Genomic DNA, 17428 nt, shown 5'->3' with positions numbered 1-17428 from the left:
ATGGCGGGTCTCAGCGTGAGCGTCGTCTCGGCCGACCGTGAGGTCTGGTCGGGCGACACCACCATGGTCGTTGCACGGACGACAGAGGGCCAGATCGGCATCCTCGCGGGTCACGAGCCGATGCTCGCGATCCTCGCGCAGGGTCAGGTCCGCATCACGCGGGCCGATGGGTCGACCGTCGCGGTCGACGCCGAGGACGGCTTCCTGTCGGTCGAGCACGACACGGTGACGATCGTCGCGCGGCAGGCCGCGCTGGCGTCCTGACCGGACTGACCGTCCTGCTCCCGCCTTCGGAGACGAAGCGGGAGGGCGGGGACACGAGTCGCACGCTCGATCTGCGTGCACTCTCGTTCCCGGAACTGGCCGAAGAGCGGGCCGCGGTGATCACCGTGGCCCGCTTTGTCAGTTCCGAGGAGTCCTCGGCCAGGACGGCTCTCAAGCTCGGCCCGAAGTCCATCGCCGAACGGTTCCGCAACCTCGAGCTGGACACGTCGGGCACGATGCCTGCGATCGAGCGCTACACGGGCGTGCTCTACGACCCCCTCGGCGCGCAGACCGCGGACGCCGCGACCCGCTCGTGGTGGCACGACCACGTGGTCGTGCAGTCGGCCATGTTCGGACCGATCGGTGCTGGCGACCCGATCCCGGCGTACCGCCTGTCGCACGATTCACGACTCGGCACGCTCCGGCTGGCGTCGCACTGGCCGACCGTGTCGTCCCGCGTACTGGCCGAGCGGGCGGACGGGCTCGTGCTCGACCTCCGTTCCGAGGGGTACCGGCAGCTCGGTCCGGTTCCGGAGGCGGTCGCCCCGCGCGTCGTGAGCGTCGACGGCTCCGGCAGGCGGCGTGCACTCAACCACTGGAACAAGACGGCGAAGGGTCGCCTGGTCGCGCTGCTCGCGCGCACCGGGGCGGTCGTCGAGACCATGGACGACCTGGTCGACTGGGCTGCCGCGCACGGCGTCGTCGTCGAACGCAGCGACTCCGGCTGGGACCTCGTCGCCGAGAGCCTGGCGCCCGTCACCGCCTGAGCATCGCCCCGGTCCGTCCTCCACAGGTCGGGTCGGGGCGCTGCTGTCCACAGGTGGTCGGTCCGCGCCTGCCTGGAGGCCCGGATCACGCTTCGATGGCGTGCATGATCCCCTCGACGGCACATTCTCCGGACGGCACCGCAGTCCGTTTCCCTCGCGAGATCGCGGCGGCGGTCACACTGCCAGCAGCTGCGGCCGCGCTCGTCGCGCCCGGCACGGGTCCGTGCCCCAAGACCGGGGCGATCGCGATCGTCACGGCCTGCGGCGCACTCACCACGCGCCTGGCCCTCGTCACGTTCCTGGCAGCGCGCGACCTGCCCGATCCACGGTCCGTCCAGGGGTTCGACCCGTTCGCCGACCCGACGCCGCCGGCGCTGCTCGGGGTCGGACCGGAACCCGATCGCGCTCGTGTGCGCACGGCGGGCGACCGGTGCGCCGACGCCTGGCGGGTCTGGCGTGCGGAGGACGGCATGGTCGACGGGGCGATGGGTGCGGCCGGTGCGCTCGCCCTCGGTGCCTGGTGCGCCTGGGCCCTCGGCTCGTCGGCCCGCGCCGAGACCCGTTCCCGCTACGCCCTGGAGACCCGCGCCGACGATCCCCTCGCCGGCCTCGTCCTGCGGTCGGTGCTGGCGGGCAGCGCTCCGACCTGGGAACGGTGCTCCGGGTGAGCGACACGGTGCGCCGTGGGGCCGTGGCGGGTCGACCGGATCGTCTACGGTGGTGGAGACGACACCTGAAGGGCTCCGGTTGCGCGACGACGACATCGAGGACACCGTCATCCGTGGACCCCGCGGTCCAGCGGACGGCGAGCCCGCCGGCGACCCGCTGGGCGACACCGTGCTCCGTCCTCGACCAGAGTCGCCCGGAACGGACGGCGTCGGGTCCGGCGGGGCCATGGACCCGGAGGACACGGTCGTCCGTGCTCGTGACCGGACCACCGTCCTGCCGAGCGTGCCCGGGCGAGTCGCCACGGGCCTCCCGGCCGCCCCTGCCGCGCCGACGGCGCGCGTGCCGTCGATCCGGATCGGTGACCGTACCTTCCGGCTGGACCACCCGGTGATCATCGGACGTCGTCCGTCGCTGCCGCGCATCACGAGCGGCCCGTTGCCGGAACTCGTGACGGTGCGCTCGACGAACGGTCAGGTCTCGTCGTCGCACGTCCGCGTCCAAGCCGAGGGTGAGGCGGTGGTCGTGCAGGACCTGCGGTCCACCAACGGCACCGTCATCCGGCCGGCCGGCGCTCCCGTGTACCGCATGGCATCGGGTGCGTCGATCGTCGCCCTGACGGGTACGGTAGTCGAGGTCGGTGACGGCAACGCCATCGAGGTCCTGTCGCCGTACCTCCGGGTCGCACCGACGGCGGACGGTCTCCCACCGGTTCCCCCGTGGCCCACCGACCAGACAGCACACGGCACGCCCCGACCCCCCAGAGAGCGATCCTGAAACGTGACCGAACTCGGCCGAGCAGCGACTGCGCACGCCATCGACGTCCCCGGTGCCGACGGCGCCACCCTGACGCTCTCGTGGGGAGCCGCGACCGACATCGGTCGGCGCCGTGACCACAACGAGGACAGCTACATCGTCGGCGCCCCGTTCTTCGTCGTCGCGGACGGCATGGGCGGGCACCTGGCGGGCGACCGCGCGAGCGACGCCGTCGTCCGGCGCCTCGAGCAGGTGACCCAGGAACCCTTCACGACCCGGCAGGGGATCCAGCGCGCCCTGCTGCTCGCCACGGCCGACATCGAACGTGCGGCGGGCGGCAACGCCATCGGTGCCGGAACGACCGTCACCGGCATCGCGCTCGTGGCGTCGCTCGGCCAGCCGGCGGCGCTCGTCTTCAACGTCGGGGACTCGCGGACCTACCGGATCGAGGACGGCGTGCTCCGCCGCGTCACGGTGGACCACTCCGTGGTGCAGGAGATGGTGGACGCCGGTCTGCTCCGCGCCGAGGACGCCGAACAGCACCCGGACAGCAACGTCATCACCCGCGCGGTCGGGTTCGGCGAGCCGCCGGCTCCCGACTGGTGGACCCTGCCGCTCCGCGCCGGCGACCGCTACATCGTCTGCTCGGACGGCCTCACCAAGGAACTCGGCGACGCCGGCATCGCGCGGATCGCGGCACGCGAGCCCGGCGCGCAGGGCCTCGCCGAGCGTCTGGTCGGCGACGCGGTGGTCGCCGGTGGGCGCGACAACGTCACCGTCGTCGTGCTCCAGGTCGATGCCGCTCCCGACGACGGCGACCTCGAGGACACACTGCCCCGGCACTGACGCCCGCAGTACCCCCCCCGAACTGGGGGAGTGCACCCGTCCACCGGGGGTCGGTGTCCGGACGGTCGGTCACCAACGCTTCGTACAATGTCAAGGCCACGACGAGAGAGTTGGCCGCTCGGCCGGGGAGGAGAGGACGATGGCGAGACGCCTGCCGTCCAACCCACCCGTGATCGGCGGGTTCAGCCCGGTGCACGTCCTCGGCTCCGGCGGATTCGCCGACGTCTTCCTCTACGAGCAGGACATGCCGCGTCGCCAGGTCGCGGTCAAGGTGCTGCTCGACGAGGTCGTCGACGACCGCGTCCGGCAGATGTTCCAGGCCGAAGCTAACCTCATGGCGCGGCTCAGCACGCACCCGTCGATCCTGACCGTGTTCCAGGCGAGCGTCGCGGCTGATGGTCGTCCGTACCTGGTGATGGAACTGTGCTCCTCCTCGCTGAGCGAGCGCTACCGCCGTGAGCCGATCCCGGTGTCCGAGGTCCTCTCGATCGGCATCCGCATCGGGTCAGCGCTCGAGACCGCGCACCGCGAAGGCGTGCTCCACCGCGACATCAAGCCGTCCAACATCCTGCTCACCGCCTACGGCAACCCGGTGCTGTCCGACTTCGGCATCGCGGCGACGATCGGCGGCACCGACCCGGACGAACCCATCGGCATGTCGATCCCGTGGTCCGCGCCCGAGGTGCTCATCGACGAGTCCCGCGGCACGATCCAGTCCGAGGTGTACTCCCTCGCCGCCACCGTCTACTCGTTGCTCGCAGGACGCAGCCCGTTCGAGATCCGAGGCGGCAAGAACGGCGCGAGCGACCTGATGCACCGGATCGACAAGGGCGGTGTCAAGCCCACCGGCCGGACCGACGTGCCGCCGTCGCTGGAACGCCTGCTCGCCACCGCACTGTCCCGCAAGGTGCCGTCGCGCCCGACGACCGTCCTCGAACTCGTGCGCGGGTTCCAACAGGTCGAGGCCGAGCTGGGCATCCCACAGACCGCCGCCGACGTCGCCGTCGAGTCGTGGGCCATCGCGACGCCGACCCCGGACGGCGACCGGACCATGATCCGCGAACTCCAGCCGCCGTCGCGGGTCGGCGCCCGTCGTCGCACCCGGCGTGCGGTGCAGGGTGGCGTCGTCGTCGGCGGCTCGCACAGCGTGGGCACCGTGCACCGCACCGGATCGGTGACCCGTGCGCGTCGGCGGACCCGGTCGACCCTGGTGTGGGCGACGTCGCTGGCGGTCGTCGTGGTCGCCGCCCTGGCCATCGCGACCGTGGTCGTCGTCGGGCGGCTCGGTGCCGGCGCGATCCCCGTGGTGGCCGACGTCCGTTCGCAGACGTCCGCAGGGTCGGTGTCGTTCTCGTGGGCGGACCCGGGCCTCCGGAGCGGCGACACCTACGTCATCTCGTCGAACGGCGCATCGAGCCAGCAGACCGGCACGACCTTCGTCGTCTCGGGTCAGCGCGGCGACGAGGAGTGCATCTCCGTCGCCGTGAACCGCGACGGCAAGACCGGTGCCGCGAGCGCGCAGAAGTGCGCGACCGCCGGGAGTGCCGGGTGATCCGCGCCCTCCTCGCGAAGCACCGATCGGCTGCGGTCACCACCGGTGTCTCGGTGCTGGTCGCGGCCGTCGTCGCGACGACGGCGATCGTGTCCACGGGCTACCACACACAGCGCGTCGACCTCGGCGACGGCACCGTCTGGGTGCCCTCGGCCGAGTACGGAGCGGTCGGGCGCGCCAACACCGGGGTGCTGCAGCTCAACACGGCCGTCGAGACCGCGAGCGACGACCTGTCCGTGCTGCAGCGCGGGTCGATGGTCTACAGCGTCGACGAGACGAAGGGCACCGTGGCGAAGATCGACGTCGCCGACGCCACCGTCGGCGACGCCGTGACCCTGCCCGCCGGCACACCCCAGGTCTTCTTCGCCGGTGACACCGCGGTGATCGGCAACCAGGACACGGGCGAGCTCTGGGCGACCCCGGCTGCCGACCTCGCCGAGTTCGACGCCTCGACCAAGGCCGACCTGACGCTCGGAGCCGACACCGTGTTCGACGCGTCGGACGGCCACGTCGCGGTGTACTCGGCGAAGACCGGGACGGCGTCGCTCGTCACCGTCGGTTCGACCCTGTCCGTCGACCAGCGGTGGAAGGTCGGCATGGGCCGCACCGACGACTTCCAGGTCGCGACGTTCGACGGGCACATGGCCGTGCTCGACCGCACCAGCGGGGCCCTGTCCGTCGACGGCCGGACCGTCGAACTCGGCGACCGGGTGGGGGCGTCGCCAGCACTCCAGCGGTCGTCCGACACCGCTTCCGAGGTCACCGTCGCCGGCACCGCCGGGCTCGCTCGGGTGACCGCCTCGGGAACCGTCGACGCCACCGCGCTCCAGGTCTCCGGACGTGCCGCACGGCCGTACGTCGACGGCAGGTGCACCTACGCGGCCTGGGCCGGCGGTCAGGCGATCAACACCTGCGACGGCAGCGCCCTCCAACGCCTCGCGAGCACCGGCGGCACCAGCTCGATGCAGATCCTGCACAACGGGCAGACCGTCGTCGCCAACGATCCGTCGAGCGGGCGTTCGTGGGCGATCGACCGCAGCGGCCAGCTCATCGACAACTGGGCCGACCTCATCAAGCAGGACGACGACCAGCAGCAGGAGCAGGTCTCCGACGACGACCCGGAGGTCGACAAGGACCAGAAGCCGCCGGTGGCGGTGGACGACGAACTGGGCGCTCGTCCGGGACGCACCACGAGCCTCCCGGTCCTGCTCAACGACTACGACCCCAACGGCGACCCGATCATCGTGAGCGAGGTCGGCTCCATCTCGGAGTCCGCCGGCCGCGTCGCGATCGTCGGTGACGGCCAGCGGCTGCAGGTCACGCTGTCGTCGCGCGCGACCGGAACCGTGACGTTCCCGTACACGATCACCGACGGCAACGGCGGGTCCGACACCGCCACGGTCCGGGTGACCGTCCGTCCGGACTCGCAGAACGAGGCACCGCGACAGGTGCGCGACACCTCGGCGGACGTCGTGCAGAACGGGCACGTCGTCACGAGTGTGCTCGGCGACTGGGTCGATCCCGACGGCGATCCGGTGTACCTGAAATCCGCGGCGGCGTCGGACGGCGACCGGGTGTCGACGACCCCGGACGGCCTGCTCGACTTCCGCGCGGACAGCGGCCGGACCGGCGAACGTTCCGTGCAGCTCGTCGTCAGCGACGGGCGTGCCGACGGCCGCGGCGCCGTCACCGTGCGCGTGGCGAAGCAGGGGAGCGTGCCGCTCCGTGCCGATCCCTTCCCCGTGCAGGGCTACGCAGGCAAGGCCTTCACCGCGGATCCGCTCGACCACGTCCGCGGTGGAAACGGCACCGTGACCCTGACGAGCGTGTCGTCCGCGAGCGGGCTGACCGTCACCCCGAGCTACGACGCCGGCACCTTCCGCGTGCAGGGTGCGAGCGCCGGGGACCACCAACTCGAGTACACCGTGACCGACGGCGTGAAGACGTCGAGCGGCATCGTCCGGGTCACGATCCTGGCGCCGCCGGACGCCTCGACGGCTCCGATCACCACCCCGAAGACGGTCTTCGTCAACACGCTGTCGACCAAGGACACCGACGTCACCGCGACCGACATCGACCCGGCGGGCGGCGTGCTGCTCGTGACGGCGCTCGACGGTCCGGAGCGGGGCAGCGGCGTCCAGGCGAGCATCCTCGACCAGCACACAGTGCGCGTCACCCTCACCGCCCCCCTCGACGGCCCCGTCTCGTTCGGGTACACCGAGACGAACGGCCTGGCGTCGTCCACCGGCACGATCACCGTCGTCGAGATCCCCAAGCCGGACCGCATCCAGCCCCCGGTGGCCCAGCCCGACACCGCGACCGTTCGGGTCGGGGACGTCGCGAACATCGACGTGCTCGACAACGACACCCAGCCCGAGGGCGAGCCGCTGACCCTCCAGCCGGAACTCGTGCAGAACGTGCCCGGCGACGGCGGCCTGCTGTTCGCGTCCGGTGACCACCTGCGGTACCTCGCGCCGAAGACCCCCGGCAACTACACCGCCGTCTACCGCGTCGCCGGACCGGACGGACAGTACGCCGACGCGGCCGTGTCGATCTCGGTCCGCGAACGCGACGCCGCGACGAACAACCCGCCCGTCCCGCAGACCGTGACCGCCCGCGTCGTCGCCGGGTCGTCGGTGCGGATCTCGGTGCCACTGAACGGCATCGACCCGGACGGCGACTCAGTGCAGCTGGTCGGCGTCGGGTCGAACCCCGACAAGGGCTCCGTCACCGACGTGGCCTCCGACGCCCTGACCTACGAGGCGGGCGACTACTCGGCCGGCACCGACGAGTTCACGTACACGGTCGTGGACGCCCTGGGCGCCCGCGCCACCGGGACGGTCCGCGTCGGCATCGCGCCGCGGGCGGAGCAGGCCTCGAACCCCGTGGCCGAGGCCGACCACGTGACCATCCGGCCCGGCGGCTCGGTGACCGTCCGGGTGCTGCAGAACGACTCCGACCCCGAGGGCGGCCAGCTCACGGTGTCGGCGGCCGAACCCACCGCCGACGACGTCAGTGCGAAGATCCTGCGGAAGCAGCAGATCCGGGTGACCCCGCCGAAGAGCGCCAAGTCGGGCGACTACGCCGTGCTCTACACCGTGGCGAACGCCAGCGGCGGGTCGAGCACCGCCTTCCTCACGGTGACGGTCGACCCCGACGCGCAGCCGCTCCGCCCCGAGGTGGACGACACCACCCTCGACCTGCAGGACATCCTGCGGCGCGAGAGCGTGACCGTCGACGTGCTCGACAACGTCTTCTTCGCCGAGGGCACCGCGGCCGACCTGCAGGTCGGGATCGTCGACGGCTACGGCGACACCGCCCGGCTCACCGACGACGGCCGCATCACCGTCCGGCTGACCGATGCCTCGCAGGTGATCCCGTTCTCGGTCGCCCGGGTCGACCACCCCGACATCGTGTCGTACGGCTTCATCAACGTCCCCGGCTTCGACGACGCCCTGCCGCAGATCAACCGCACCGCCGGAGCCGTCACGGTGAAGAGCGAGGCCACCGTCCGGATCCCGCTCGAGGACTACGTCGTCACCGCGAACGGCAAGACGGCGAAGATCACCGACCGCGGCACCGTCAAGGCGACCCACGCGAACGGGCAGAGCCTGGTGGTGGACTCGTCGACCCTGCAGTTCACGTCGTCGAAGCTCTACTACGGCAACGCGTCCATCTCCTTCGAGGTCACGGACGGCTCCGCGGCGAACGGCGGCAAGGGCCGGGTCGCGACGCTGGTGCTGCCCGTCACGGTGACGCCGCGGTCGAACCAGCCGCCGGCGTTCACGGGCTCTGCGGTCGAGATGCAGCCGGGAGAGACCCGGACGATCGACCTGACCAAGCTCACCGACTACCCGTACCCCAGGGACCTGCCGGAGCTGCGCTACTCGATCGTCGGCCGTCCCGCCGCCGGCACCACCGCGACGATAGCGAAGCAGCAGCTCACGATCACGGTCGCCGACACCGCGAAGAAGAACACCTCCGCCTCGATCGGCATCGGGGTGCGCGACGACGCGAACGCCGGACGCGCCGGCACCGTGACCGTCGGGGTCGTCGCCTCGACCCGACCGCTCGTGCAGCCGGGCGCCGACCGGTCGATCACCAAGCGCGGTGCGACCACGACCATCGACGTCCTGACCAACGACCAGCCGACGAACCCGTTCCCCGGGCAGCGGCTGCGCGTCGTGAACATCCGCGGGCTGTCCGGCGGGTTGCCGAGCGGCGTCTCCGTGACCCCGAGCGCCGACCGCACGCGCCTGCAGGTCCGGGTGTCCGGCAATGCGAAGCCGGTGGACGCCCACCTGCAGTACCAGGTCGCCGACGCGACGAACGATCCCGACCGCTACGTCTGGGGCGACGTCACGATCTCCGTGCAGGACGTCCCCGATGCACCGGGCACGCCGACCCGCACCGGGTCCTACGACGGCGGCCAGGCCACGCTGACCTGGTCCACCCCGCAGGGCAACAACGCACCGATCACCGGGTACCGCGTCACGGGCACCAACGGTGTCGCGAAGAACTGCGGCACCGCAACCGTCTGCACGCTGACCGGGCTCGACCCGAAGGCGTCGTACCGGTTCCAGGTCATCGCCACGAACGCCATCGGCGACTCCGAGCCGTCGGGTCGATCCGCCCCGATCAGCGCGGACTTCGTGCCGGCGCCGCCCAAGGGCATCACCGTGACGCCCAGCAAGTCCACGCCGAACCAGCTCGACGTCAAGTGGAACGCCGTCGCCGCTCCGAACCGGGGCAGTGAGGTCGACGACTACATCGTGACCATCGAGGGCCCGGGGCTGTCCGGCACCCGGCACACCGGCACCGCGACGAGCACCGCGTTCACCGGCGCCCAGAGCGCGGCGCAGTACACGGTGACCGTGTCCGCCCGCAACGACGCCGACCGCAACGGCACCGTCGTGCAGTGGAACTCGGCGTCTGCCACGGGGACGGCGGTCGGGACTCCCGCGGCGCCGACCCTGAACGCGTCACGCGATCAGTCGCCGGGCAGGACGACCGTCGCCCTGAGCGCCGCCGAGAGCGACTGGGCGGGCAGCGGTCGGACCCTGACGATCGTGCGGTACTCGCCGGGAGCCACCATCCCCGCCGGATGCTCGACGACCGGTTCGGACAAGAAGTGGGACGGCGGCACAGCGTCGGACACGCTGAGCTCGAACGGCAACTTCCAGTACGTCGCACTGGCCGACAACGGATTGTTCTGCACGCCGAGTCGTGCCGCTTCGGTGCAGGGCTACGCGGCGCCGGGGACCGCTTCGGCGGACATGGCAGTCGAGAAGTTCAGCGACGACGCGGGCACCTACGCCATCCGCATCCGGAACCCGCGAGCGCAGCCCAGCGCCAACGGAACCGTCGACCACTACGCCTACTCGGTGAACGGCGGCGGGTTCGTCTCGTTCGGCTCGAACGGGTCGTGGGTCGACGGAGTCGCATTCGGTTCCGCCGTGAGCGTGACCGTCGTGGCGTGCGCGGACGGTACGTCGAACTTCTGCGGCAACGGGACCACTGTGGACGGGCTCCGACCGGTCCAGACACGAGCGACGCTGCCGGATTCGATGACCGCCGGTACCCAGGTGACGGTGAGTGCGGCTCCGCAGAACGCCGGTGTCCAGCCGACCGCCTACAGCGTGACGATCTGCACACGCTCGGTCCTGGGTCTGCTCGACTGCGCGGACGCGGCTGACTACGCGCCCCAGGACCTCCCGGTGATCGACAGCTCGATCAGTTCCGGCCTCGTGTACGTCGCTGCGATCGTCGACGGCCACAAGGACCCGAACCCGCCGAGCGCCACGATCGCGGCAGCCCCCGCGCCCGAACAGCCCGGTCCGGAACCCGCCCCCGGCTGACCCGGTTCCGCCGCCCGCTGACCGTACGCTGCACCCACCGCCATCCCCGAGACCACGAGGACCACCCCGCATGAGCATGACCCCGGAGCAGGCCACCTGGTTCGCCGACGTCGCCGGCCGCATCGTCACCAACGTCGAGCAGGTGCTCCTCGGGAAGACGTTCGTGATCCGCCTGGCGGTCACCGCGATGCTCAGTGAGGGGCACCTGCTCCTCGAGGACGTCCCCGGCACGGGCAAGACGAGCCTGGCGCGTGCCCTGGCGCAGAGTGTGCAGGGCAGCACGAACCGCATCCAGTTCACCCCCGACCTGCTGCCGGGTGACATCACCGGCATCAGTGTCTACGACCAGCGCACGCAGGAGTTCGACTTCCACCGCGGACCGGTCTTCGCGAACATCGTCCTCGCCGACGAGATCAACCGTGCGAGCCCGAAGACGCAGTCGGCGCTGCTCGAGGCGATGGAGGAGTCGGCGATCACGGTCGACGGCGTGAACCACCGCCTCTCGGCGCCGTTCATGGTGATCGCGACGCAGAACCCGATCGAGCAGGCCGGCACCTACCGCCTGCCCGAGGCGCAGCTCGACCGCTTCCTGATGAAGACCTCCATCGGTTACCCGGACCACGCCGCCACGGTGAAGATCCTCGAGACGTCCTCCGCGCCGTCGGCGTCGGTCCCGCTCGCGAGCGTCGTGCCGGCAGCGACGATCACCGAGATGGCTGCGCTGGCCCGCACGGTGCACGTCGACGCCGTCATCGCCGACTACGTCGCCCGGCTGGTCGACGCGACCCGTTCCGCCAGCGAGGTGCGGCTCGGCGTCAGCGTGCGCGGCGCCATGGGCCTCATCCGGTCCGCGCGGGTCCTCGCCGCCCTGAGCGGGCGGCACTACGTCACACCCGACGACGTCAAGGCCCTCGCGGTGCCGGTCCTGGCGCACCGACTGGTCCTCGACGCCGAGGCCGAGTTCGACGGCGTCAGCGCGCCGAGCGTCATCGCACAGCTGCTGGTGGAGACGCCTCCGCCCGCCGACCGAGTCACGACGTGACGGACCGCCGGCCCGTCTCCACGCGCTCGCGCCGTCCGTCCTCGACGCGGTCGCGTCGCGGGACGACGGCGTACGAACGCACGGGGACGGTCGCCGGCATGACCAACGTCCGCACGCGGATCGTCGGTGATCGAGACGGCGTCGCCGCGGATGCGGTCATCGGGATCGTCCGGGTCTGGGCAACGGCCTGGAGGCTCGTCAAGCGTTCCTGGGGCGAGGTCTCGTCCGTCGTCACCGGGCTCGGATGGACCGTGGCCGCGCTCACGCTGGTCGCGTTCGTGGCGGGCTACCGGTTCGGCCTGCGCGAGGTCGTCGTCGTCGGCTTCGCGGGTGCGGTGCTCGTCGTCGTCGCGGGCATCGCGCTCATCGGCCGTACGCGCCTGGTGATCCGGATGCGGTTGCCGCAGCACCGGGTGGCGGTCGGTGACGAGGCCGGTGTCGTCGTCACCGCCGAGAACCCGACGCGGCTGCCCTCGGTGCCGACGACGGTCGAGGTGCCGGTGGGACCGGGGCTCGTCGACGTCGCGATCCCGGCCATCGGGGCACACGGCACCTTCGAGCAGCTGGTGCCGGTGCCGACGGTCCGCCGCGGCGTCCTCGACGTCGGGCCGGTGACGGGCGTCCGCGCCGACCCGGTCGGGCTGGTCCGCCGCGAGGTCGTGTGGACCGCCCGTGAACAGGTCATCGTGCACCCGCGCACCATCGCGATCCCGTCGACGAGCACCGGCCTGGTGCGCGACCTCGAGGGCCAGGCGACCACCGACCTGTCGCCGGCGGACATCGCGTTCCACGCCATCCGCGAGTACATGCCCGGTGACGACCCGCGCACCATCCACTGGAAGTCGACGGCCAAGTCCGGCGCCCTGATGGTGCGGCAGTTCGAGGACACACGCCGATCGCACCTCGTGGTGGCGCTCGGCACCGCGCGGGCCGAGTTCGGGGACGACGAGGAGTTCGAGCTGGCGGTCAGCGCGGCCGCCTCGCTCGGCGCCCGGGCCATCCGCGACGGCCGCGAGGTCTCGGTCGTCGTTTCCGAGCGCACCCCGGAGTTCGCCAAGCGTGCCGTGTACGCCGTGCGGACCCTGCCGACGGTCACGCCCACGCGTCTGCTCGACGACTTCGCCTCGGTCGGGCTCGCCGATGCGTGCCTGCCGATCGCCGAGGTCTCCCGCATCGTCGGAAGCGACACCGAGGGCATCTCGGTCGCGTTCCTGGTCGTCGGTTCGACCATCGGGTTGCCGGCGCTCCGGCTCGCGGCGACGCGGTTCCCCGTCGGGGTCGAGGTCGTCGCGGTGATCTGCGAACCCGAGGCCCAGCCCCGGTTCCTGCGCGTCGCGGGCCTGACCGTGATGACCATCGGCTACCTCGACGACCTCCGGCACGCCCTGCACCGATCGGCGGCAGCGTGAGCGCCCCGCCTGTGGTCACCCCGGCGTCGACCGAGCGCGGGCGACGGTCCACGCGGCGGTCCGATCGCCGTGACGCCCGTCGGCTCGCGCCGTTCCGCCTGGTCGGCGGCACCCTCGCGGTGTGGCTGCTGCTCGCCGTCGCGAGCGTGTCCTGGTGGCCGGTGTACCGCGACCAGGCGATGATCGTCGCGGCGGTGACCGCGATCGTCCTCGGAACGCTCGTGGCGGTCGTCGGTGCGGTCCTGCGCCTGCCCTTCGTCGCGGTGGCGGTGGCGACGGTGGCCGCGTTCACCATCGCCGGAGTGCCGGCGGCCGTGCCCGGCCAGGCCGCCGGGATCCTGCCGACGGGGCAGGGGCTCCTCGCCCTGTTCGCCGGCGTCGCGCTCGGGTGGAAGCAACTGGTGACCATCAGTCTGCCGGTCGGTTCCTACGAGGCGCTGCTCGTGCCGTACTTCGTGACGCTCCTCGTCGCGACGGTGACGGCCGTGAGCGTGGCGACCCGTGCCTCCAGGCAGGAACTCGCGAGCATCCCGGCACTGGCGCTGTTCGCGGTCGGGATCGTCGTCGGACCGAGCCGGCTCGACACGTCGATCGTGACGGCCGTCGTGCTCGTCGCGATCGCGCTCGTCTGGGCGCTCACGGTGCGGCACGCGCGACGCGCGGTCGCCGTCGCGACCACGATCGGGTCGGCCGTGCCGATCGCCCGGTCCGTCGTGCGGCCTGCCCTGGTCGGGACCGGGACCATCGTGGCGGCGGCCGTCGTCGCCACCGGACTCGGCCTCGTCGCGCCGCCCGCGAACGACCGCACCGTGGCCCGGACGGACGTCGTCAAGCCGTTCGACCCGCGTGACTACGTCAGTCCCCTGAGCGGGTTCCGGGCGTACGAAGAGCGGGCCGCGGCGGACACGGCGCAGCTCCGGGTCACGGGTCTGCCCGAGAACGGGTTCGTGCGCATCGCGACGCTCGACACGTACGACGGCGTGGTCTACCGCGTCGGCGGGTCCGACGGCTCCGCGTCGTCGGGCACGTTCGAGCGGGTGCCGACCTCCGTCGACGTCCGGGGCGTCGACGGCACGACCGTGCGCGTCGGGGTGACCCTCGAGGGCTACCGCGGTGTCTGGCTGCCGACCGTGGGCGACCTGGAGCGTGTCGAGTTCACCGGGTCCGACTCCGAGGACGAGCGCGGTGCGTTCTTCTACAACGGGTCGACGCAGACGGGCGCGGTCGTCGGCGGAGTCGGCAACCGTACCTCGTACGCCCTGACCGCCGTCGTGCCGGACCAGCCGACGGACACCCAACTCGCTGCGGCCCGTCCGGGGAACGCCGCGGTGCCGACCGCACGCGACGTCCCCGATGCCGTGCGCGAGACGGTCGAGGCGACGACGGACGCCGAGACGACCGCGGGCGCGAAGCTCGTCGCGATGATCCAGGCGCTCAAGCGCAACGGGTACGTCAGCCACGGGGTGGGCGACGACCGGATGAGCCGCTCGGGGCACGGAGCCGACCGGATCCAGGAACTCCTGACGTCGCCCCTGATGGTCGGCGACCAGGAGCAGTACGCCGCGGCGGCCGCCCTGATGGCTGACGAGCTCGGCTTCCCGGCACGAGTGGTCATGGGCTTCACGGCCGGTGGGGACTCCGGCTCCGGCGGGACCTCGGCGAGCGGGGCGACGACGACCTTCCGTGGCTCGGACGTCACCGCGCGGATCGAGGTCGACACGGCGCAGTGGGGATGGGTCATGCTCAACCCGAACCCGAGTGTCCGCGAGATCCCGAACGAGCAGCAGCAGACGCCGCAGCCGGTGACCCGACCCGAGACCGTCGTGCCGCCGCCCCCCGTCGACCAGCAGGACCAGGACCAGCAGGCGCCGCCGCAGAGCGACCGCAACACGCCGCCCGTCCAACCACTGTGGCTGCAGATCCTGCTCGCCGCGCTGCCGTGGGTGCTCGGCGTGCTCGGCGTCGCCGCGCTCGTGCTCCTGCCGTTCGGCGTGATCGTCCTGCTCAAGCGGGTCCGTCGGCGACGGCGGCGTCGGGCACCGACACCACGCGGTCGCGTCGTCGGGGCCTGGGAGGAGTACCGCGACGCGCTGCTCGACCGCGGCCACGACGTCGCCGGGTCGGCCACCAGGCGCGAGACCGTCGTCGGCGCTCCGGGCGACGGCGGGACCGGTCTCGCCGCGCTCGCGGACCGCGCGGTCTTCGGACCGAGCGACGTCGACCAGCGTGCCGCGGACCGGATGTGGTCGGCCGCCGACGAGGCGATCAGTACCCTGCACACCGGCCGGAACCGGCGGGAGCGGTTCCGGACGGCCGTGTCGCTCCGGTCCCTGCGAGGTCCCGATCGGCGTCGGGGGAGCACCGGTCAGGGCCCGGCGAGACGCGGTGACTACGATGGCCGGAGGCCTGACGAGCGTCGTGGACGGCCGAGTGAGGACAGAGGCAGACCGTGATCAGATGCGAACACTGTGGATCGATGCTCCCGGACGGGGCGATCTTCTGCGGTGAGTGCGGACGAGCGGTGACCGCCGGTGCGAGCCGTCGTCCGGTTGCTCCCACCCCCGTCGAGCAGGCGCCACCGCCGCCCCTGCAGCAGCCCGATGCCCACGGCCGCCGGTCCGACCCCGCCGCCGACGCCTGGCTGCCGGAGTCCACGCTCGACCCCGCGACACGCGCCTGGCTTACCGGTGCCGATCGCCGAGGCACCGAGACACCGGCTGCGGTGCCCGTCCAGCGTCCCGATGACAACGCCCCGCGGCAGGCACCATCGCACGTGCACGGGGCCGACTCCGGCCTCGGCGACTGGTCGAACGCGGCCGCGCAGTCCGAGGCGGTCCAGACAGAGGCCGAGCCGCCGCTCGACCCGGACGCCTACCACTCCGAGCCCGCCGACCCGGGCGCCGACGACCCCGAGCGCACCCGGCTGGCTCCCGTCGACGACCGTCCGGTGTCCCCGTCGCCCGCCGACGAGACCCCGCCCCAGGCTCCGGCGCCGGTGTGGGCGCCGCCCGTCGCCCCTGCCCCGACCGCAGCTCCGTCCGGCCCCTCGTGGTGGGTCGGACGAGGCGCCGCAGCCGAACCGGACGCCCCGGCGGAACCCGCCGTGCCCGTCGTACCGCCGATCCCGCCCGCGTCTGGTCTCGAACCCGACGGCGACGCCGCGACCGACGGCTCCTCGGGTGATGCCGAGCACGACGCGTCCGCCCTCGGGGAGCCCGACGCCGATGCGCCGGTCCAGGACGGCGCTGGCCAGCAGATCGCCGCGGTACCCGTCGTGTCGCCGCCGCAGCCGGGTGACACCGCCGTGGTCGAGCCGCTGATCGACCGCCGCCCGCCGCGGCCAGCACCCCTCGTGACCCCGGGCATGCACGCCACGACCATCTGCCACGTGTGCGGCAACCGCCTCGAGCCGGACGACATCTTCTGCGGTGAGTGCGGTGCCGTGCGACCTGCCGTCACCGCAGCCTTCACCGGGCCGGTCGTGCCCCTGCCGATGGCACGTCCCGACTGGGCGACCGAACACTCCGACGTCGAGTCCGCCGGGGCTGGGGGGACGGCGACGACCGACACGCCGGACGACGAGATCCCCGTCGCCGAGTCCGAGGCCGACGAGACGGACGCCGAGGGTCCCGCAGTCGAGGACCGTGCAACGCCGCCGATCGGTGAGCGTCCTCGCGGCGCACACGCTGCGCCCTCGGACGAACCACTCGGAGCAGCCGACGCACCGGCGTCCTGGGCCCCGCCCACGGCAGCACCACTGCCCCCGATCCCCGGAGGGGCAACGGCCTCGCTGCCGCCCGCACCGTCGGACCACGTCGCGTCGAGCACGGCCGACGACGAACTCGTCGACGGACTCGACGAGGACGTCGACGAGACCCGCATCGTCTCCAAGACCCCGACGCGCGCGCCGTTCCTGCTGCACTTCAGCACCGGTGAACGCTTCGGCGTGCACGGCACCGGCCTGCTCGGTCGACTCCCGCGTCCGCAGCCGGGGGAACGCTACGACGACTTGCTGACGGTCCACGACCCGGGCAAGTCCGTGTCGAAGACCCACCTCGAGCTCGGCCGTGACGGTGACGACCTGTGGGTGTCCGACCGGTTCTCCGGCAACGGCACCGTCGTCCGGCACATCGACGGCTCGATCCGCCGGTGCGAGCCGGGTCGCCGCTACCGCGTGGAGCGCGGTGCACGGGTCGACATCGGCGAGCAGTTCTTCCTGGTGCAGTAGCCGCCCGACCTTCTCCACAGATCGGCCGTCGTCGTCCCGG

General features: G+C 72.3%; 11 protein-coding genes. All 11 read left to right on the top strand.

The window, feature by feature from the left end; genetic code table 11:
* On the top strand, positions 1-264 hold the full coding sequence (locus ITJ59_RS12685) for a F0F1 ATP synthase subunit epsilon (RefSeq protein ID WP_027465776.1): 264 nt from the start codon (positions 1-3) through the stop codon (positions 262-264).
* Positions 261-1031: a YaaA family protein gene (locus tag ITJ59_RS12680; RefSeq protein ID WP_323749506.1), complete on the top strand. Its 771-nt coding sequence runs from the start codon at positions 261-263 to the stop codon at positions 1029-1031. The genes ITJ59_RS12685 and ITJ59_RS12680 overlap by 4 nt, the downstream gene beginning before the upstream one ends.
* Positions 1032-1135: 104 nt before the next feature.
* Positions 1136-1699 carry a hypothetical protein gene (locus tag ITJ59_RS12675; RefSeq protein WP_194651528.1) on the top strand — a complete coding sequence of 188 codons (564 nt, stop codon included), beginning with the start codon at positions 1136-1138 and terminating at the stop codon, positions 1697-1699.
* A gap of 52 nt (positions 1700-1751) precedes the next feature.
* A complete protein-coding gene (locus ITJ59_RS12670; RefSeq protein ID WP_194651526.1) occupies positions 1752-2474 on the top strand; it encodes an FHA domain-containing protein in 723 nt (240 codons plus the stop codon).
* Between the two features lie 3 nt (positions 2475-2477).
* The gene (locus tag ITJ59_RS12665) at positions 2478-3299 is read left to right on the top strand and encodes a PP2C family protein-serine/threonine phosphatase (RefSeq protein ID WP_194651524.1); all 822 of its coding nucleotides are present in this window, start codon (positions 2478-2480) and stop codon (positions 3297-3299) included.
* A 139-nt stretch (positions 3300-3438) separates the two neighbouring features.
* A complete protein-coding gene (locus ITJ59_RS12660) occupies positions 3439-4851 on the top strand; it encodes a serine/threonine-protein kinase (RefSeq protein ID WP_194651522.1) in 1413 nt (470 codons plus the stop codon).
* Complete coding sequence (locus ITJ59_RS12655; RefSeq protein WP_194651520.1) at positions 4848-10709, top strand: Ig-like domain-containing protein; 5862 nt, start codon at positions 4848-4850, stop codon at positions 10707-10709. The genes ITJ59_RS12660 and ITJ59_RS12655 overlap by 4 nt, the downstream gene beginning before the upstream one ends.
* A gap of 70 nt (positions 10710-10779) precedes the next feature.
* Complete coding sequence (locus ITJ59_RS12650; protein ID WP_194651518.1) at positions 10780-11751, top strand: AAA family ATPase; 972 nt, start codon at positions 10780-10782, stop codon at positions 11749-11751.
* 98 nt (positions 11752-11849) lie between these two features.
* The gene (locus ITJ59_RS12645; protein WP_228511469.1) at positions 11850-13160 is read left to right on the top strand and encodes a DUF58 domain-containing protein; all 1311 of its coding nucleotides are present in this window, start codon (positions 11850-11852) and stop codon (positions 13158-13160) included.
* Entirely contained in the window at positions 13157-15613 is a 2457-nt protein-coding gene (locus ITJ59_RS12640) for a DUF3488 domain-containing protein (RefSeq protein ID WP_194651515.1), read from the top strand. The genes ITJ59_RS12645 and ITJ59_RS12640 overlap by 4 nt, the downstream gene beginning before the upstream one ends.
* Positions 15610-17388, top strand: coding sequence for a zinc-ribbon domain-containing protein (locus tag ITJ59_RS12635; protein WP_416354867.1), 1779 nt, complete (start codon positions 15610-15612; stop codon positions 17386-17388). The genes ITJ59_RS12640 and ITJ59_RS12635 overlap by 4 nt, the downstream gene beginning before the upstream one ends.
* Positions 17389-17428 lie beyond the last annotated feature (40 nt).

The sequence above is a fragment of the Curtobacterium sp. VKM Ac-1393 genome, from assembly GCF_015350995.1.
Classification (GTDB): Bacteria; Actinomycetota; Actinomycetes; order Actinomycetales; family Microbacteriaceae; genus Curtobacterium.
The sequence above is the reverse complement of the archived record's forward strand: the minus strand, read 5'-3'. Positions and strand labels throughout refer to the sequence as shown.

Bases quoted from the DNA above. Each gene is read 5' to 3' on its own strand.
- ITJ59_RS12645 (WP_228511469.1), top strand. From the start codon at position 11,850: ATGACCAACGTCCGCACGCGGATCGTCGGTGATCGAGACGGCGTCGCC.
- ITJ59_RS12675 (WP_194651528.1), top strand. From the start codon at position 1,136: ATGATCCCCTCGACGGCACATTCTCCGGACGGCACCGCAGTCCGTTTC.
- ITJ59_RS12660 (WP_194651522.1), top strand. From the start codon at position 3,439: ATGGCGAGACGCCTGCCGTCCAACCCACCCGTGATCGGCGGGTTCAGC.
- ITJ59_RS12650 (WP_194651518.1), top strand. From the start codon at position 10,780: ATGAGCATGACCCCGGAGCAGGCCACCTGGTTCGCCGACGTCGCCGGC.
- ITJ59_RS12685 (WP_027465776.1), top strand. From the start codon at position 1: ATGGCGGGTCTCAGCGTGAGCGTCGTCTCGGCCGACCGTGAGGTCTGG.